This window comes from Bacillus sp. FSL P4-0248 (assembly GCF_038593305.1).
Classification (GTDB): Bacteria; Bacillota; Bacilli; order Bacillales; family Bacillaceae; genus Bacillus; species Bacillus safensis.
Genome location: NZ_CP151983.1, coordinates 1,290,670 through 1,308,974, shown reverse-complemented (window position 1 = coordinate 1,308,974; position 18,305 = coordinate 1,290,670). Strand labels below are relative to the sequence as shown.

Below are 18,305 nucleotides of genomic sequence, written 5' to 3'. Positions count from 1 at the left end.
TTTATTTTGCAGGAAACATGATGTGAAATACGGTGCCCTTTTCAGGCTGACTATCCACACGGATCGTCCCGTTATGATTTTCTAAAATATTAAATGTGACCATGAGGCCAAGTCCGGTTCCTTTTTCCTTTGTGGTTAAAAAGGGCTCTCCAATCCGCTTCATCACCGATTCAGGAATGCCAACCCCTTCATCACGAATGGTGACAAGTATTCCATCACCTTCTGCTTTGGCTGTGATGTCTACCTTTCCTCCGTCCGGCATGGATTCTACGGCATTTTTGATTAAATTGATAAACACTTGCTTGAGCTGATTTTGATCCCCGTTCATCAGGAGACCTTCCTCTATCTCACTTGTGTTCATTAAAATGCCATTTAAGTTCGCTTGTGTTTCTAACAAGGCTGTGACTTCGCTGATGATTTTTTTCAAATCAAGCGTCTGCATTGAGGACGTTTGCTGCGGTTTCGCCAGCATTAGCAGCTCACTCAAGATAATTTCTATTCGGCTCAGCTCAGAGAAAACAATCTCGAAGTATTGATCGCGGTCTTTTGTTTTCGGTTTAATGAGCTGTAAAAAGCCTTTGATGGCGGTCAATGGGTTTCTGATTTCATGTGCAATGCCAGCCGCCAATTGGCCTGCGATCGATAATTTTTCAGAGCGGAGCATGAGCTCTTCTGTCTGCTTACGTTCGGAGATATCTCTTAAAATAATTTGAACCGCTGTTTCTCCAAAAAATGTAGTTGGGATACAGACCATTTCTGTATAAATCAGCTTATGTTTAAACGTATGACAGCTCATCGTGACAATCTCAGAATCTGATGCTCTTTCAATAATACGTGATAAGCTCTTTTTGACCTTCTGCTGATCACAGGAATGAATTTGATGAAAGATATCCTTTCCTATTAATTTATCGTAATGCTCGGCTTCAAATAATTTAATGCCTGATTCATTCATAAATACCCATTTGTGATCATGAATGACCGCAATCGTATCAATGGAGTTTTGAATGAGCAGCTGATACCTCTCCCGGCTTTTTTGAAGAACGGTTTGGAATTTTTTACGGGATGAGATGTCCACGAGCAGTAAAAGCTCTGCCCGCTGATTTTGATAAATCGTCGGTGATGACTTTACCTCAATATGAATACTGCTCCCATCTTGACGCTTCCATATCTGTTCAATCATTCCGACTGGAAGGCCTTGCTGCAGCCTTGTTATTCGGCTTCTGACAATGTCATGGTACTCTTCAGCAATAAAATCAAACGCGGACTTGCCGATCATGTCATCTCTTGCACTTACCCCCATTAATTGCAGCATCGCATCATTCGCATACACAATTTTCCCTAAAGTCGTAATACATAACGGATTTGGCAGCATGGCAATCAATTGTTCAGCTTCACCGACATTTTGGAAAGCCGGCAGACTGCCTAACGACTGTTCTGCTACTTTTGATGTTGTTTGAAATGCTGCTTTTTGGGGCTCAGTATCCAGCACCCTCATTTTCAGGATCATTTCTCTACTTACTTCGCTACCTAACCCATCACAAGCAACAAAATCAATGCTTGCTTCGATCCATACAGCTGTCAGATCACTTCTTAGCAGTCTAAAGTGGCAAACCTCTAGCATGTGCTGATTGTAAAAATAACTTTCGACGAGAAATTGATCTTCGGTATGAACAAAGTCTTTCAAAAAACACCCTAGTAAATCCTTTTGTTCATAGAGCAAAAGCTGCTTACAGTTGGAAGAAATGTAGAGAAAGCGGCCATTAGAAGAAAGAACGGCATGTAAATCGATGTTCGAATACAATTGATTCGAATCTTTCATTTGTTGTTCCATCGTCGTCCGACCCTCCTTTTCATTTTTTAGGGTTGTCCTTAGATTGATGTATAAAAAAGATTCGCTAGAAAACCCGTATTTTCCTTCTGTCATCGAGGGAAACGTCCATAAATTCAGCAAAAAGGGAGCACTTTCTGCTGCTGTGCTCCCTGCGGTTTATTGTTTTTCATATTTCTTTTGTAATTCAACGTACTTATCCACAATTTTACTTGGGATGTTTTTGATGACAGGATCTTTATCTGAAACATAAGGTGTCACGACACTAAAGGCTACCTCTGGATTAGAAGAAGGATAATATCCTCCAAAGGTTAAGTTGTATGTTGAATTTCCCCACCAGCTGCGGTTGGCGCCATAGTAGAAGGTTTGTGCTGTACCCGTTTTTCCTGCGACATCATGCTGACCAAACCGGCCAGCGGCAGTTCCGCCTGTTGATGTGACCATTTTCAGACCCGTTTTTACACGGTCAATATCTGCTTTCGAGTTGTTAATCGTATTCAGCACCTTCGGCTCATATTTTTTTACGACTGGGCCTACTTCATCATTCTTCGTTGGAAGATGAACACTTTTCACTACTCTTGGCTGAATACGGCTGCCTCCATTGGCGATCGTCGACATGTATTGCGCCACTTGAAGCGGTGTATACGTGTCATACTGACCAATTGCTTCATCAAGCAAGAGTCCGCCGACCGTCTTAGGATGCGTCTGCATCCCGCTTGATTCCTGCGGCAGATCGATCCCCGTTTTCACGCCAAGACCGAATTGCGCATAGTAGTTTCTCATTTTTTGTAAGTGCTCAGGCCTTGCAGGTAACGGACCATCCTTTTGATAGGTGATGCCCGCCATTCTCATCGCTACTTGGAACATGTAGACGTTGGAACTTTTTTGGAGTGCCTGAATGTCGTTAACCCATCCAAGAACTTTGTAAGACTGTTTCGCCTTTCCATTACTTCCTGCAAAATAGAGCGGTGTATCCATATAGGCTTGGTTGTGTGACATCCCGTCCTGATAACCGCCAAGTACTGTGGCTCCTTTGACAACAGAGCCCATTTCGTACTGGGTCGTAAATGTTCCGATCGCATAATCTGTAACGTCTCTGCCGTCCATTTTCTTGCCCGACATGGCGAGAACATCCCCTGTGTGAGGGTCCATCATGACGACAAAGGCACGATCCATCATATAGTTTCTCGCACTGGCAGATCTAAGCTCTGATTCAACAATTTTGTCGACTTCCTTTTGCAGCTCCATATCAAATGTCAGCGCAAGATCAAGTCCTCTTCGTCCTTCTGTCCGCTTGATTTCATCGAGCAGCTTCCCGCCAACCTGTGTATATTGAACGGTCGCTTTCTCTGGATTAAGAAAATCCTCGTACTGATATTCTAAATAGCTCTTCCCTACCCGGTCATTTCGCGAGTAGCCTCTTGCCATATAGTAATCTTCACGTTCTTTAATAATTCCTTGCTCTGGTGTCGTCACACCGCCAAGTACATTATAAAGGGTCTTTTCATACGGATATTTTCTTGTCCAGTCGTTGATGACGTTCACACCAGGCAGTTCATCAAGATGCTCTGAGACAAGTGAAATCTCTTCATATGTCAAACTCACGGATGAAGTCTGTTTTGATTCTTTCGTTTCATCGAGTAAAGCAACTTTTTCGTCCCCTTTTTTCTCTTCGTTTGGGTCCATTGCCTTCACGATTTGGGGCTCAAAGGCATATCCGCCTGTAAATCTACGGTAGATCGCTGCAACAGCTTTTTCCTCTGCATCCTTTTCGATGGCCTTGACTTCTTTCTTTGGGACACGCTCTACTTGAAGCGGATAGACATCCTTTGCATCGATATCTTTTTTCTCCGCTTTTGAAATGAGTTTATCCGCTTCTTTCGGATGACTCGCCAGCCAAAAATCCCGAATGTCACGCTCTCTCAAAAAATCAGTATCCATTTTTATATAAGTCGCAAGTTTTCTTGCTACCTTAATCTTATCCTCCGCTTTCACACCGCTTTCTGATGTATAAACGATGGCAGGCACACTTTCGTTATCAACGACGACTCTTCCTCTCGCGTCATACATTTTTCCTCTTGGAGACGGGTATGATGCTGTTTTGACCTCTGTTCGGTTGGCTTGCTTTTTATAATCTTCACCATTGACGATTTGCAGCACACCAAGCTTGATCACAAGTCCAGCAAATAAACTAAATACAGCGAAGAAAAAGAGATTAATTCTCCAGGCGTTCCGGCGCTTCATTCTTTTTTGCTCGGCAGCACCTTGATGCTGTTTCTCTCCCACTTATGTAGCTCCTCTCATCCTTTTCAATCTTTTACAATTACCACTCATTATTGTAACACTTTTGTAATAGTTGTTACAGCGAAACGAGTGAAAAAAAGCTGTCAATCCCTAATCTGCAAAAAAATATACTAACACTTTAAAATATTGGTATGTTTATGTCGTTTTCTTTAAATGGAAGAATTCCCTATCCTTTGATATGAAGCGGCTCTTACGATGACTTTAACAAAAATGACAAACTGGCATTGTCAATGGAGGATGCTGGTACGTTTATAACAAAAAGTCCATGTTATGATTTTTTGTGAGAAAACAAAACAAAGATTTTAGGAGGAGTTACAATATGAAGAAGAAATCATTCTTTTTTTCAGCGCTGACAGCTGCTGCACTCATCACATTCACTGGAGGACATTCAGCTGATGCGAAGGAGCTTAACCTGAAACAAGTAATAAATGTACAGCATCAAGCCATTGATCTTCATACACTAGCAGCAAAATTACATATCTCTTCAGATGTAAATAAGCTAAGCAAGTCGAATCAAAAAGAGATCGAAGCTCTATTAAACAAACTGATCAAAAGCGGTCAACCTGTTACTGGAACAAAAGTAGTGAAAGAAGTAAACAAAGCAAAACAAGAACAAAAACAAGAATCAGTGAAAAAACCAACTGCTTCTAAGCCAAGCACTCCAGCAAAAGAAAACACAAGCAGCAACACTAAAGCTGACCAAAAAGACACAGCGGCATCAAAAGCAGACAGCAGCTTAAATGCATTTGAAAAAGAAGTGGTTGAGCTGACAAATAAAGAGCGTGCAAAGCAAGGCTTAAAGGCACTTTCTGTTGATTCTAAATTAAGCAAATCTGCTCGTGCAAAATCTCAAGATATGAAAGATAAAAACTATTTCTCTCATACAAGCCCAACTTATGGATCTCCATTTGATCAAATGAAGCAATTCGGTATCACTTACAAATCAGCAGGTGAAAACATTGCCCAAGGTCAAAGATCCCCTCAAGAAGTTGTGACAGCATGGATGAACAGTGAGGGCCACAGAGCGAACATTTTAAACAAAAGCTATACACATATCGGTGTTGGTTATGTGAAATCTGGCAACTACTGGACGCAGCAATTCATCGGAAAATAATATCAAAAAAACCTGTCCCTATGTGGGACAGGTTTTTAGTTTGTTTTGAGAGTTTGTTTAAAGCTGCAAACTATTCCACCTAGGCGGGGCAGTTTATTTATTTGACCCATAATTTATAGATGCTCTGGGTCCCGCTGTTTTCTTCACCCTGTTCGCTCAGCTTTTCATAAAGTGACTTCGCAAGTGAGAGCCCTGGCATTTCTTCCCCCATCAGCTCTGCTTCTTCAAGTGCAATGCCCATATCCTTGATAAAATGTTTCACATAAAACCCTGGCTCGAAATCGCCTTTCAGCATTCTTGGTGCAAGATTTGACAAGGACCAGCTGCCGGCTGCACCTGTTGTGATGCTTTTGAGCACCTGCTCTGGATCAAGCCCTGATTTTTCGGCATAGGCCATTGCCTCTGCGACACCGACCATCCCCGCTGCAATGGCAATTTGGTTACACATTTTTGTATGCTGACCGCTTCCTGCCGGTCCTTGATATTGAATGTTTTCACCCATTTGCTCAAATAGCGGCAGACAGGCTTCATAGGCTGACCTTTCTCCGCCGATCATAATGGCCAGCGTGCCGTTTTGGGCTCCTATGTCTCCGCCTGATACAGGTGCATCTAATGCATATACACCTCTTTCCTTCGCTTTCAGCTCAATTTCTTTTGCAAGCTGAGGCTTCGATGTCGTCATATCAATGAGATATGTACCTGGAGCGGCATGTGCCACAAGCCCATCTTCACCTAAATAGATCTCTTCTACATCCGATGGATATCCCACCATTGTGATGACGGCATCTGCACTTTCTGCAATCTCTTTTACTGCCGGCTTCCATGATGCCCCTTTTTGAATCAATGCGTCTGCTTTTGCTTTCGTTCTTGTATAAACGATAACTTCATAGCCTGCATCCATTAAATGCCCTGCCATACTGCGTCCCATTACACCGATTCCTATAAAACCAACTGTTTTGATTTGTGCCATCACTTGTTCCTCCTTAAAGAGACTTTGTCAATCCACCATCAATGATCAGTGTTTGACCTGTCATATATGTATTGGCTTCAGATAAAAGAAACACTGCATATGCTGCAAATTCCTCTGGCTGTCCGTAACGGCCAAGCGGGATCGCTCGTTCAGCCTGTGCTTTGATTTCTTCAACCGTTTGATTCTCTCTTTGTGCTCGGTGCTTTTCCAGCTGTTTCACACGGTCTGTTTCAATTTTTCCCGGTGCTAACGTATTGATCAAAATGCCATCCTTTGCAAGCTCCTGAGCGGCTGTTTTTGTCCAGCCGGCAATGGCAGGTCTAAATGTATTCGACAGCATCAAGCCCGGTATCGGTTCTTTCACTGACATTGACGCAATATTTAACACACGTGCGCCGCGTTTTTTCAAATAAGGCAATGCCTCTTTTAATAATCGAATATAGCTGAGTAAATGAAGCTGAAATGATTCGATCCAATCTTCATCTGTTAAGGTGTCGAGCGTTCCTGTTTTAGGCCCGCCTGTATTGTTCACAAGAATGTCGAGACACTTCTCATCACCAGCCGCCGCTTGAACAAGCGCCTTGATTTGCCCGGCGTCAGATACATCACATACTTGATAAGTCAGCTGTCCTTTGACAAGCGGAGACAGCTCCTTGACTGTTTCTTTCAGCTTCTGTTCATGTCTTCCCGAGAGCATCACATCTGCTCCCTCTTTTGCTAGAGCAAAGGCAATCGCTTTTCCGATACCTTGACTGCTTGCAGCTACCAATGCTTTTTTTCCAGTTAGATTGACATCCATGTCAACACCTCCTCTAGTTTATTTTATCATACAAAAAGAACCTTGCTCACATCACAAGGTTCCTTTCCGCTCATTACACCTTAAATCGGTCAACCGCCTGACGCAGTGCCTGGCTTGATTCGTTCAGCATTTCAGTTGAGGTTTTCGTTCTTTCTAACGCTTGAACTTGTTCATCTGTAGACGCATGCACTTCCTCAGCTGAGGCAGCAGATTCTTCTGAAATGGCAGCAATACTTTGAATGGAGTCACTCATCTTCTGCTGTTCTTCTGTCATTTCATTAATCTGTGTATGAATACTGTCGATTGAACCGACAAGTGCCTGCATTTCCATTGTGATGCTGCTGAGTGCCTCACCTGTTGCATTGATGGCGGCACCTTGTTCCTCATTCATTTTACTTGCTGTTGTCATCGCTTCAGCCGCCTTCTTCGATTCATCTTGAATGAGTTTGACGGTTTCACTAATGTGTTTTGTTGACTGCGCAGATTGTTCAGCAAGCTTTCTCACTTCTTCTGCAACTACAGCAAATCCTCGTCCGCTTTCTCCTGCTCTCGCTGCTTCAATGCTCGCATTTAGTGCAAGTAAATTCGTTTGATCCGAGATTTCAGAGATGGCGGTCACGACATTTTCAATATTTTTCGTTTTATGCTCAAGGTCTAGCAGCATTTGCTCAACCTTTTTCGATTCTTCACTCGCTTGTGTTGATTTTTGGACGAGCAAACCAAGTGCGTCAAGCCCTTTATAGCTTGCATCTTCAGATGATTTTGAGTTGGTTTGCATTTGTGAAGCGAGCTCACCCATATGGCGCACTTTCTCATACAAATACTCTGATTTTTCATTAATCGTTTCTGCATCTGATGCCTGCTTAGTCGCTCCTGTTGCCACCTCTTGAATGGCCGTTGCAATCTGTTCGCTAGACAGCAAAGTCTCATTTGAAATGTGGGTCACTTCATCCGCTGATTTCACAACTTGATCTGAAGCCCCTTTCACTTTTTCAATTAACTCCCTGACATCCTCGGTCATTTGATTAATGCTTTTCGTGAGGGAACCAATTTCATCTTGGGATTTCACTGCAAGCGTACTTGTTAAATCGCCTTCTGACACCTTACGCACATGCTCTATTAGACGCTTGATTGGCGTTGTAATGCTTCTTGCCAATAAGAAGCTGAGGATCATCGCAAGAATAATGGCAATGACGGAAATAATGATGCTTGTCTGATTCATTTGTTCTGTGATCCAAAGCAGTTTCTTTTTCTCAAAGCTGACACCAATCGTCCAATCAGCTTCTTTGATTTTAGATATGACCGTCAGTTCTTTTCTGTCATCAATACCTGAATTGTCGATCGCTTTTTTCACAGAAGCTACTTTTGATATGTTTTTTCCTTGCTCTGTTGGATGTGCTAAAATGGTTCCTTTGCCGTCAACTAAGAAAGCGGTACCCATATAAGGAATCTTTTGTTCCTTTATATAAGATTGAATGGAGGATAATTTCAAATCAAGTCCAGCGACCCCAACGACCTTTCCGTTTCTGACAATCGCCTTTGTGGCTGAGACGACCATTTCATTTGTTGCTTTATCGATATATGGATCAGTCCAAATGACTTCGTCAGGCTTTTCAGCTGATTGGATAAACCAATCTCGTTTAGATGGGTCATACCCTTCACCAAAATCGGACTCTGGGAAGGCGAACATTTTGCCGTCACTTGTTCCAATATAGGCAAGTGAAATAAGTTCATCCTGCTCCTGCAAGCCTTTTAGTTCATCGTTTTCGAAGACTAATGTTTGTTTTGTTTGTTTTTGCGCAAAATCTTCAGTAAGTGTACTAGTTGCCAGTTTATTAATTGTATCACTGTAATTATCAAGCTTTTGTGCAATGATGTCTCTCATGCTTTCTGCCGTTGCTGCTGCGGTGGTTTTTGCATCTCGTTCAATCAGTGGTCTTAACACTAAGTTGGAACCCACTTGAACAGCCACGACGGTTAAAATTAAAATAACTGAGATGAAAACAGCTATTCTCACTTGAAGTTTCTTAAACATCTCATCACCCCTACATCTACTTTCACACCTTAATTTATATATCGGCAAAATGATACCGCATTCAATAGTTGTAAGAAAATTTAAATAGAAAAAACAAGCCGTATAGGCTTGTTTCAAGTAAAATATTCAATTTTTGCAGAAGGAAAGTACTGATCTATATATGACTCTAAAGTCTTTCTTAGTTCTTGTTCCTCATCTTTTTGATAGATATATTTTCCTATTCCATATCTTCCCCACTTGTACCTTCTTTTTTCTTCATCCAACTCTAATTTTGATTTTGGGTAGTTTTTTTGAATCACACGCTTTGCTGGTTTTGTAAAGCGATGCTGAATCATCTCAAAGGTGATATCGTCTCTCACATCTTCAGGAAGAGCTGCATCAAGCTTTTCAAAAAGAACTTTATATCCTTCCTGCCAGCCTTCATGGATGTAGATTGGAGCAACAATAAAGCCTAGAGGATAGCCTGCCTTTGCGACCTTTACAGCCGCTTCAATCCGCTGATCTAGCGGTGATGTGCCGGGCTCAAAATATTTAATGACATAATCGGCATTGATACTAAAACGGAATCTTGTCCGGCCATTATGCTTTGCGTCTAACAGATGATCAACATGATGGAACTTCGTGACAAAGCGAAGCTTTCCTAAGTCGGTCTGCCCAAAGTATTCAATCGCTCGTTTGAGTGTATGTGTCAAATGGTCAATTCCTACGATGTCTGAAGTACATGATGCTTCAAATCTCGTGATATCCGGCGCCCGCTCGTTCATGTATTGCTCTGCCTGATCTAATATTTCTTCTACATTGACGTACGTTCGAATGTACGGCTTACTTCCCATTGTTGTTTGCAAATAGCAATAATGACAATGTCCCATACACCCTGTTGCAAATGGGATCGCATACTCTGCAGATGGTTTAGACGAGTCAAACTTCAATGTCTTCCTCACACCAATGACAAGCGTTGACTTCGCATTACGATACTTTTGCAAGTCATTTTTTCCCGGAATATTTCTGACCTGGTTGTGTGAAGTCGTTTCTCTTATTTCGATTCCCATACCCTCAAACTTTTCCTTCAGCTCTCGTCCTAACGGGTACTCTAACGCCCGGGGTTCAATGTAAACAAGCTGGGGAACGAAAGGTTTGATCATATTAAGCACATCCTTACCTTTAAGGTTTTCATACCGTTACTTTAACCGCACAGGATGGCTTTTATCCTTTCTAAAATCTCCCTTATTCAAACAAGTCTTGATAAAGAGCTTCTGCTTCTTCATATGTTGGAAACACAGCATCATCAGGTGCTAGTGGATGATACGTTTCAAGTAAAAAGAGGGCAAGCTCTTCTTCGTTGTATGGATGTGAAACAATTTCTGCTTCTTTAATTTGTGCTACGTTTGCAGCATGTGGATTTCGATAAATCACATATACTTGATCACCCGGTTTGTAGTCTGAGAAAGGCAATCTGGTCACCTCCATTTTTTAATTATAGGGTGCCCTTCTCACTGCCCAATATGACTCAATATGATAAAATTCGACAAAAAAACCAGACAGTCTCACCTGTCTGGTTTTCATTCACTTAGTTCTGTTGAAACGTCTTCTTGACGAAATCAACCACTTCTTCTGTTGTGCTAAGTGATAAAATATGCTCTTTAAATGATGCAGCTTCTTCTTTAGAAAGCTTGCTTAGCTGCGTTCTAGCTGGAAGAATGGATGTTGCACTCATTGAGAATTCATCTAATCCTAATCCAAGTAGAAGCGGGATTGCGATTTCATCTCCTGCCATCTCACCGCACATGCCGACCCATTTACCCTCTTTATGCGCTGCTTCGATCACAAGCGTAATAAGACGTAAAATCGCTGGGTTGTAAGGCTGATAAAGGTAAGACACTCGTTCGTTCATTCGATCAGCAGCCATTGTGTATTGAATCAAATCATTCGTTCCAATACTGAAGAAATCTACTTCTTTTGCAAATTGGTCTGCGATGACAGCTGTTGATGGAATTTCTACCATCATTCCGATTTCAATGGAATCAGAAACGTCTGTACCAGCGGCAACCAATGCTTCTTTTTCTTCAAGTAAAATGGCTTTTGCTTCTCTAAATTCTGATAACGTCGCGATCATAGGGAACATGATTTTCAAGTTTCCATATGTACTTGCACGAAGTAAGGCGCGTAGTTGTGTTCTGAAAATCTCCTGCTCTTCCAGGCAAAGGCGAATGGCTCTATAGCCAAGGAACGGGTTCATTTCTTTTGGAAGCTGCAAGTAAGGAAGTTCTTTATCGCCACCAATATCTAGTGTGCGGACAACCACTGCTTTCCCTTCCATCTTCTCTAAAACTGTTTTATACGCATCGAACTGCTCCTCTTCTGTAGGAAGCTGGTCTCTGCCCATGTATAAAAATTCAGTACGGTACAATCCGACTGCTTCGCCGCCATTTTCAAGTACACCTTTTACATCTTCAGGTGTTCCGATATTTGCAGCTAGCTCTACGTGAACGCCGTCTTTTGTAACCGTTGGCTGGTCAACAAGTTTCGCCCATTCCGCTTTTTGAGCTAAGTAGTCTTCATGCTTTTTTTGATACGCTTTCACTTCATCTTCAGAAGGCTGAATGATGACGTCGCCGCTAATACCATCCACAATGATCAGATCATCGTTTTTCACCGTTTTTGTTGCTTCTTTTGTCCCAACAACTGCTGGAATCTCCATAGATCTTGCCATGATCGCTGAGTGAGAAGTACGACCGCCGATATCTGTTGCAAAGCCTTTGACAAATTGTCTGTTCAGCTGAGCAGTATCAGAAGGTGTTAAATCTTCAGCAATGATGATGACTTCTTCAGAAATCATGCTTGGGTTTGGAATGTCAACGCCTAACAAATGTCCAGTCACACGTTTCGTTACGTCGCGAATATCCGCCGCACGTTCCTTCATGTATTCATTGTCCATTGCTTCGAACATTGTGACAAACATCGTCGCTGTTTCTTTTAAAGCAAATTCAGCATTTACTTTATCAGATTTGATTTTATCCTTTACTGGGCTTAGCAGTTCAGGATCACTTAACACAAGAAGGTGGGCAGAAAAGATATCTGCTTTGTCTTGGCCAAGCTCTTTTAGCGCATGCTCTTTAATTGCTTCAAGTTCTTGTTTAGAAACATGAATTGCTTCTTCAAAACGCTTCACTTCTGTCTCTGGATCATTGATGTCTTTTTGGTGAACTGTTAAATCTGGTTCTTCCAGACGATACGCTTTTGCAATCGCAACGCCTGCTGAAGCACCGATTCCTTTCAGTTGTTGCATTACTCGCCTAGGCCTTCACTTTTCATTGTGTCTTTAAGCGCAGCAAGTGCATCATTTTCATCAGAACCAGAAGCAGAGATTGTGATTGTAGCACCTTTCGCAATTCCTAGAGACATTACACCCATAATAGATTTCAGGTTCACTGTTTTACCATTATATTCTAAGTTGATATCAGCATCATATTTACTAGCAGTTTGTACAAGAACTGTTGCAGGACGTGCGTGAATTCCAGAATCTGCAGTTACTTTGAATGTTTGTTGAGCCATTTTTATCAATCTCCTTTTTATACAATTAATACATCCACAATATTATATCATACTGCCGAGCTTGTCATCTAACAAGAACGGCAGTTATGAAAATTATTTTGAAATTTTCATGATGTTTTCTTGTCCAGCTTTGATTTCACCGGATGCTTGAAGGTCAATAAATTGTCCTTCACTTAAGTTGGTAAATACAATTGGAGTCATCAAAGATGGTACTTCAGACTTAATTTTATCAATATCAACCTCTAAAAGTTTTTGACCGATTTCTACTTGATCTCCCTCTTGTACAAATGCTTCAAATCCTTCTCCTTTGAGGCCGACCGTATCAATTCCGAAGTGGATCAAAATTTCAAGTCCACCATTAGATTGCAGGCCAATGGCGTGTTTCGTCGGGAACACATTTAAGATCTTCCCTCTTACCGGTGAAACAACCGTTCCATCTGTTGGCAAGATGGCGAAACCGTCACCCATCATTTTCCCTGAGAATACTTGATCTGGTACATCTGTAATTGGATGAAGCTCCCCTGTAATTGGTGAAGCAAAAATTTCTTCCCCTTGCTCATTTTGAAGCGGCTTTGCAATGACTTCTTCGACCTGCTGGCTGACTTCTTCTTTTGCAGAAGGGTCTTTCGCTGGACGAGGCGTGCGGCCTGCAATGATGTCCTGCATTTGTGTTTTTAAATTATCAGAGCGCGGTCCAAAGATTGCCTGGATGTTGTTCCCTACTTCGAGAACACCTGAAGCGCCAAGCTTTTTCAAGCGGTCCTTGTCCACTTTCTTCTGATCATTGACAGTAACACGTAAACGCGTGATACAAGCATCAAGGTGCTTAATGTTTTCTTGATCACCCATTGCTTCAAGGATTTCATAAGGCAAGTCATTACCTTTTTCAGACTTCGCCTCACTTGCTCCGTCTGCTGCTTCATCCTCGCGGCCTGGCGTTTTCAGATTAAATTTGCGAATGGCGAATCTAAATCCGAAGTAGTAAATGACAGCAAGGACAAGACCTACTGGAATGACGAGCCACCAAGCGGTTCTATTTGGCAGGATACCAAATAGGAAGAAGTCGATTAACCCTCCTGAGAAGGTCATCCCGATTTTCACGTTTAGAATATCCATTATCATAAAGGATAATCCAGCGAATACACAGTGAATCGCAAATAATACTGGTGCAACAAACAAGAATGAGAATTCAAGTGGTTCAGTGATCCCTGTTAGGAAAGAAGTAAGGGCCGCTGATCCCATTATTCCTGCTACTAGCTTTTTATTCTTTGGTTTTGCTTCATGGTAAATCGCAAGTGCTGCTGCTGGAAGACCGAACATCATGAACGGATATTTCCCTGTCATGAATGTACCAGCTGTCAGCTGAACACCATCTTTGATTTGCGCCATGAAAATACGCTGGTCACCACGGACAAGCTCTCCTGACAAGCTCTTGTAGCTAAAGAACTCATACCAGAATGGTGAGTAGAAAATGTGGTGCAGACCAAACGGAATTAATGATCGTTCAATGACACCGAATACAAAGGCAGCCAGCGGCTCATTCGCTGCGAGCAGTCCTGTTGAAAATGAGTTCAGTGCACCTTGGATTGGCGGCCAAATGACTAGCATCAATAGCCCTAAAATAAGTGCTGAAATAGAAGTAACGATTGGAACAAAACGCTTACCAGCAAAGAAGCCAAGATATTGCGGGAGCTCAATTTTGTAAAATTTATTATACATATAAGCTGCTAATACCCCGACGATAATCCCGCCAAAAACGCCGGTAGACAAGGTCGGTATACCGAGCATATTAATATATGCTGGATGGCTTTCCTTGAAGAACTGGGCCAGTTTGAGTGAATCGGATGGAATGGATCCGTTGGCCATTAATACGGCACTCATCGTTACGTTCATGACAAGATAACCGATGATAGCGGCAATTCCTGCCACTCCGTCTCCATTGGCAAGACCGATGGCAACCCCTACAGCAAATAATAGCGGAAGATTCGAGAAGACGATGTTCCCCGCATTCTCCATGACACTTGCAACAAGCTGAATTGTATCGTTGCTTAAAAATTGAGCTACATCAATCAGCTGCGGATTTTGCATCGCATTCCCAAGTGCTAGTAAAATACCGGCAGCAGGAAGGATCGCAACTGGAAGCATGAGTGCTCGTCCAATTTTTTGCAACACACCAAAAAGTGATTTAAACACTGGTTGAACCTCCTTTTGTTTTCGCTTACAACATACATTTGGGATGCTCCCTGACGTACATTTCATAATTAACCGTTTACATTTCACTTTCAAACGCAAAAAAAGGCATGGTGATATAAGGTTGCGCAAATAACAGGATCTTATCCTGTATTTACCTTAAGTCACTCATGCCTGATCGAATCAGTTACACGTTTCAAGGAAACTATGAAATTTTATTTGTCAATCTGTACAGATGAAGTGTCAGGTAGACGGCCTCAGCATCCTGTACAGGCTTTTTCAATGCATGCTGCAAAATTTTGATCATTTTCCAAGCAGTATTGTAGCATAAAGGATATTCATTTTTCAATAGATGAAGCAATTTTTCTGGCTCCTCTAATGATTCTCCCCGTTTAATACGCTCAATTGAAAACGTAATATGGCGTAATAAGCGTAAATAATGAATACTTTCTCTGTCTACTTTCATATGAAATGAATCTTCAATGACTTGGACCATTTGTGTAATGAGCTGCGAATGACGGTTCACCTCAGATAAAGGCCGATTCGTCAAAGCTGAATGGATATGGAGCGCTATAAAGCCAATTTCTCCTTCTGGCAGCTTCGTTTCGACATCTGGCCGCTCGTTAATCAGTTCAACGACTTCCTTTGCAACCTCGTATTCTTTCGGGTAAAGCGATTGCGTCTCAAGCATAAAAGGGTTCGTGATATCATAGCCTTGCTGCACCCGCTTAAAACTAAACGCAATATGATCGGTCAGTGCAACATGTATATGCTCATTCAATCGTTGTCCCATTTTTTCTCGTATATGATAAATGACGTCATTGGCAAGCTCAATCATGTTCTCATCAATATGATGAAGCAGCTGTTTATATTCTGTTTGTTCCTTCGTGTTTTTTAACACAAACATTTTTTCAAACACGTCTTGATCGAGAAGATCACCCGATTTTTTACCGAAGCCGATCCCTTTCCCAATCAGAACCACTTCGCCCAAAGAAGGGTGTCTTGCGATGATGACATTATTATTTAACGCTTTATCAACGGTGAAGGATTCCATGAACATCCCCACCTCCTTCTTATTCAATCCCTCTTATCGTACAAAACAGATGAAACGTGCGTCAACGATTGTTTTTCAAAACGGTTGTTGTCCGCTCAATCAGGTGAAATGGCAGCATTCTTTTTTCTGATTTCTCTCCCTTTAATGCCCGGTCGAACAAGTCAAAAGCTTCCTGTCCCATTTGTTTGAGGGGAATATGAATGCTGGAAATCCCTAAAACCTCACTCAATTGGTTATTTTGAAAGCTGAGTATGGCTGGTGATTCTCCTACTTTTATGTCATGACGCTGCGCCTCTAATAAAAAGCCTGCAGAGACTTCGTCATTTGTGATGAATAAAGCTGTAGGACGATTTTTCATTTCCTGCCATTCTGCAAATAATTGCTTCCCATCAAGCAGGGATAACTTCCCTTCGATGATCCATTCCTCATCAATGGTCTGTCCGAGCGATTGCATCATGTCTTGATAAGCCTGAAGGCGCGACTTGCTATTCGCTCCTTCTGTTCTGGCGAGAACGATCGCAATTCGTTGATGCCCGCATGCAGCCAAATGATACAGGCCTTCCTTAAATGCTTGATCATGCGCAATCGACACGGTTGAGCATTGATCGTGCGGCGCAGGATGGCAAAATATAATCGGCCCTGATTCCTGCCACTTTAAAATGTGACCATCACTTAACGCATTTGAACAAAATATTAAACCATCCACACGGCGCTCTTTTAAACTCATTAACGCTTCTTTTTCTTTTAATGGGTCATATCCTGTTTGAAATAAAGCAAAATGCATACCGCGCGCCTGTGCTTTTTCTGCAATACCTGTGACGAGTGTGCTGAAATAAGAGTGTTCAATGTTTGGAAGGACAATGCCAAGCATATTCGAATAGCCCTTCGCTAAATGAACCGCCTGGATGTTTCTCGTATACTTGAGCTCTTTCATCGCTTGTAGAACACGTTCCCTTTTTTCTTCTTTAACATAAGGATGCTCATTCAACACACGTGATACGGTTGTCACAGATACGCCCGCTCTTTTCGCAATCTCCCTTATGTTTGCCATTTTTTCTCCTACTTTCTCTTGATATGGTAAGCGTTTCATACTTTAAGATGTATGTGAGCTGAACAAATCACTGGATGGAAAGGGGAATTCAAGATGGGTTTCATCATATGGATTATATTATGTATGACTGTTTTGTTTTCTGCTCGTTTTGCATTACATCCTTTAGGAAAAGAACATAAAATCAAACCGTTTCAATCAATTGATGATTTTTTTGTTGATAAGGATCGAGAAGAGTGATAAAAAATCACGATGACACTTCCAAGACCTGGACGTTCATCGTGATTTTTTTATTACTTGATGATCGTCAGCTCTTTCGGATAATTGGTTAAGGTGACTGGACCATCTGCCGTAATGAGAACATCATCTTCAATTCTTACGCCGCCGACTCCCGGGACATAAATTCCTGGTTCAATCGTATACACCATACCTTCTTGCAGAAGGTCGTCATTTGCCTGACTCATAGAAGGAAACTCATGAACAGAAATCCCTAACCCATGTCCGAGGCGATGTGGGAAATATTCACCATACCCCGCTTCTGAAATCAGCCCGCGGGCTTTTAAGTCAAGATCGCCGATTCTCACGCCTGGCTTACTCATTTCAAGTGCTGCCATTTCTGCATTTAAGACGGTTTGATAGATGTTCTTTTGCTTTTCAGAAGCTTCCTGATAGATAAATGTTCTTGTGATATCTGAGCAATATCCATCGACAATGACGCCAAGGTCAAATAACACAAAATCGCCTTTTTTTAAGGCTGCCTGTCCCGGATTTCCATGAGGCTCGCCTGATTTTTCACCAAAGAGAACCATGGTTGAAAAGGACATGCCTTGAATGCCTTTTTTCTTTAGTTCATATTCTATGACAGCGAGCACTTCTGTTTCTGTGATTCCTTCTTTTAAGGCGTTAACCCCAATTTTTACACCTTCATCTGCCAATTGAGCCGCTTTTTTCAGTGTAGCAATTTCAGATTCATCTTTAATCAGTCTGAGCTGATCGAGCGCATCTTCAGCCCGGACGAACGTTTCTGCCCCGGTGACAGCTTGGAGCTGTTCTGCTCTTTGAAGCGGAATCGATTCTTTTTCAATCGCAAGACGCGCCGCTTGAATACCTCGTTTTTCTATCGCTGATTGAATGAAATCAAATGGATTCTCATGATCTTCATATCCAATGATATCGCCGGACCATCCTGCATTTTTTGCCTGCTCGACTTCCATTTTAGGCAAAATAAAAAATGGTTCTGCCTCTTGGAACACAAACAGCCCCATCACTCTTTCATGCGGCTCTGTGAAGTATCCAGATAGATAAAACACATTTTCCTTTGTATGTATAAATGCACCTTGAATGTCTTCTTTCTTAAGCCAAGAAGACAAGCTCTTCATTCGGTTCATCATGATCCTCCTCACACGTTTTA

At 41.9% G+C, this 18,305-nt stretch carries 15 protein-coding genes; 2 read left to right on the top strand and 13 right to left on the bottom strand.

From position 1 onward, the window contains the following. Position 1: 1 nt before the first annotated feature. Both NST65_RS06590 and NST65_RS06585 read right to left on the bottom strand, forming a co-directional pair. Positions 2 to 1,831, bottom strand: a complete 1,830-nt coding sequence (locus tag NST65_RS06590) for a PAS domain-containing sensor histidine kinase (RefSeq protein ID WP_034281571.1) — start codon at positions 1,829 to 1,831, stop codon at positions 2 to 4. A 156-nt stretch (positions 1,832 to 1,987) separates the two neighbouring features. After that, positions 1,988 to 4,114 carry a penicillin-binding protein 2 gene (locus NST65_RS06585; RefSeq protein ID WP_034281570.1) on the bottom strand — a complete coding sequence of 709 codons (2,127 nt, stop codon included), beginning with the start codon at positions 4,112 to 4,114 and terminating at the stop codon, positions 1,988 to 1,990. A 337-nt stretch (positions 4,115 to 4,451) separates the two neighbouring features. Between NST65_RS06585 and NST65_RS06580 the strand changes: the two genes are divergently transcribed. Further along, entirely contained in the window at positions 4,452 to 5,246 is a 795-nt protein-coding gene (locus NST65_RS06580) for a CAP domain-containing protein (protein WP_034281569.1), read from the top strand. Between the two features lie 97 nt (positions 5,247 to 5,343). Here the strand turns inward: NST65_RS06580 and NST65_RS06575 are convergent, their stop codons facing one another. The 10 genes from NST65_RS06575 to NST65_RS06530 form a co-directional block, all read right to left on the bottom strand. Next, complete coding sequence (locus tag NST65_RS06575) at positions 5,344 to 6,216, bottom strand: NAD(P)-dependent oxidoreductase (RefSeq protein ID WP_111927299.1); 873 nt, start codon at positions 6,214 to 6,216, stop codon at positions 5,344 to 5,346. A gap of 13 nt (positions 6,217 to 6,229) precedes the next feature. Further along, a complete protein-coding gene (locus tag NST65_RS06570; protein ID WP_101677257.1) occupies positions 6,230 to 7,015 on the bottom strand; it encodes an SDR family oxidoreductase in 786 nt (261 codons plus the stop codon). Positions 7,016 to 7,088: 73 nt separating this feature from the next. Continuing rightward, positions 7,089 to 9,050, bottom strand: a complete 1,962-nt coding sequence (locus NST65_RS06565; RefSeq protein ID WP_111927297.1) for a methyl-accepting chemotaxis protein — start codon at positions 9,048 to 9,050, stop codon at positions 7,089 to 7,091. A 113-nt stretch (positions 9,051 to 9,163) separates the two neighbouring features. After that, positions 9,164 to 10,192 (bottom strand): spore photoproduct lyase, encoded by a 1,029-nt coding sequence (gene splB, locus NST65_RS06560; RefSeq protein WP_024424698.1) that lies wholly within the window; start codon positions 10,190 to 10,192, stop codon positions 9,164 to 9,166. 82 nt (positions 10,193 to 10,274) lie between these two features. Continuing rightward, positions 10,275 to 10,517 carry a transcriptional regulator SplA domain-containing protein gene (locus NST65_RS06555; protein WP_044331928.1) on the bottom strand — a complete coding sequence of 81 codons (243 nt, stop codon included), beginning with the start codon at positions 10,515 to 10,517 and terminating at the stop codon, positions 10,275 to 10,277. A gap of 100 nt (positions 10,518 to 10,617) precedes the next feature. Continuing rightward, positions 10,618 to 12,336: a phosphoenolpyruvate--protein phosphotransferase gene (ptsP, locus tag NST65_RS06550; protein WP_111927295.1), complete on the bottom strand. Its 1,719-nt coding sequence runs from the start codon at positions 12,334 to 12,336 to the stop codon at positions 10,618 to 10,620. Then, entirely contained in the window at positions 12,336 to 12,602 is a 267-nt protein-coding gene (locus tag NST65_RS06545; RefSeq protein WP_003211078.1) for a phosphocarrier protein HPr, read from the bottom strand. The genes ptsP and NST65_RS06545 overlap by 1 nt, the downstream gene beginning before the upstream one ends. 93 nt (positions 12,603 to 12,695) lie before the next feature. Next, complete coding sequence (gene ptsG, locus NST65_RS06540) at positions 12,696 to 14,795, bottom strand: glucose-specific PTS transporter subunit IIBC (RefSeq protein ID WP_111927293.1); 2,100 nt, start codon at positions 14,793 to 14,795, stop codon at positions 12,696 to 12,698. 202 nt (positions 14,796 to 14,997) lie between these two features. Further along, positions 14,998 to 15,852, bottom strand: coding sequence for a transcription antiterminator (locus NST65_RS06535; RefSeq protein WP_024424695.1), 855 nt, complete (start codon positions 15,850 to 15,852; stop codon positions 14,998 to 15,000). Between the two features lie 55 nt (positions 15,853 to 15,907). Next, on the bottom strand, positions 15,908 to 16,897 hold the full coding sequence (locus tag NST65_RS06530) for a LacI family DNA-binding transcriptional regulator (RefSeq protein WP_061109763.1): 990 nt from the start codon (positions 16,895 to 16,897) through the stop codon (positions 15,908 to 15,910). A 93-nt stretch (positions 16,898 to 16,990) separates the two neighbouring features. Here NST65_RS06530 and NST65_RS06525 point away from each other — a divergent pair, with 93 nt between their 5' ends. Beyond that, positions 16,991 to 17,134 (top strand): hypothetical protein, encoded by a 144-nt coding sequence (locus tag NST65_RS06525; RefSeq protein ID WP_162842493.1) that lies wholly within the window; start codon positions 16,991 to 16,993, stop codon positions 17,132 to 17,134. Between the two features lie 53 nt (positions 17,135 to 17,187). On the opposite strand, the gene NST65_RS06520 is transcribed toward NST65_RS06525, so the two are convergent. After that, entirely contained in the window at positions 17,188 to 18,282 is a 1,095-nt protein-coding gene (locus NST65_RS06520) for a Xaa-Pro peptidase family protein (RefSeq protein ID WP_111927291.1), read from the bottom strand. Between the last annotated feature and the right edge of the window lie 23 nt (positions 18,283 to 18,305).

Bases quoted from the DNA above. Each gene is read 5' to 3' on its own strand.
- NST65_RS06545 (WP_003211078.1), bottom strand. From the start codon at position 12,602: ATGGCTCAACAAACATTCAAAGTAACTGCAGATTCTGGAATTCACGCA.
- ptsP (WP_111927295.1), bottom strand. From the start codon at position 12,336: ATGCAACAACTGAAAGGAATCGGTGCTTCAGCAGGCGTTGCGATTGCA.
- NST65_RS06555 (WP_044331928.1), bottom strand. From the start codon at position 10,517: ATGGAGGTGACCAGATTGCCTTTCTCAGACTACAAACCGGGTGATCAA.
- NST65_RS06520 (WP_111927291.1), bottom strand. From the start codon at position 18,282: ATGAACCGAATGAAGAGCTTGTCTTCTTGGCTTAAGAAAGAAGACATT.
- NST65_RS06590 (WP_034281571.1), bottom strand. From the start codon at position 1,831: ATGGAACAACAAATGAAAGATTCGAATCAATTGTATTCGAACATCGAT.
- NST65_RS06580 (WP_034281569.1), top strand. From the start codon at position 4,452: ATGAAGAAGAAATCATTCTTTTTTTCAGCGCTGACAGCTGCTGCACTC.
- NST65_RS06530 (WP_061109763.1), bottom strand. From the start codon at position 16,897: ATGGCAAACATAAGGGAGATTGCGAAAAGAGCGGGCGTATCTGTGACA.
- NST65_RS06565 (WP_111927297.1), bottom strand. From the start codon at position 9,050: ATGTTTAAGAAACTTCAAGTGAGAATAGCTGTTTTCATCTCAGTTATT.
- NST65_RS06525 (WP_162842493.1), top strand. From the start codon at position 16,991: ATGGGTTTCATCATATGGATTATATTATGTATGACTGTTTTGTTTTCT.
- NST65_RS06575 (WP_111927299.1), bottom strand. From the start codon at position 6,216: ATGGCACAAATCAAAACAGTTGGTTTTATAGGAATCGGTGTAATGGGA.
- NST65_RS06570 (WP_101677257.1), bottom strand. From the start codon at position 7,015: ATGGATGTCAATCTAACTGGAAAAAAAGCATTGGTAGCTGCAAGCAGT.
- splB (WP_024424698.1), bottom strand. From the start codon at position 10,192: ATGATCAAACCTTTCGTTCCCCAGCTTGTTTACATTGAACCCCGGGCG.
- NST65_RS06535 (WP_024424695.1), bottom strand. From the start codon at position 15,852: ATGTTCATGGAATCCTTCACCGTTGATAAAGCGTTAAATAATAATGTC.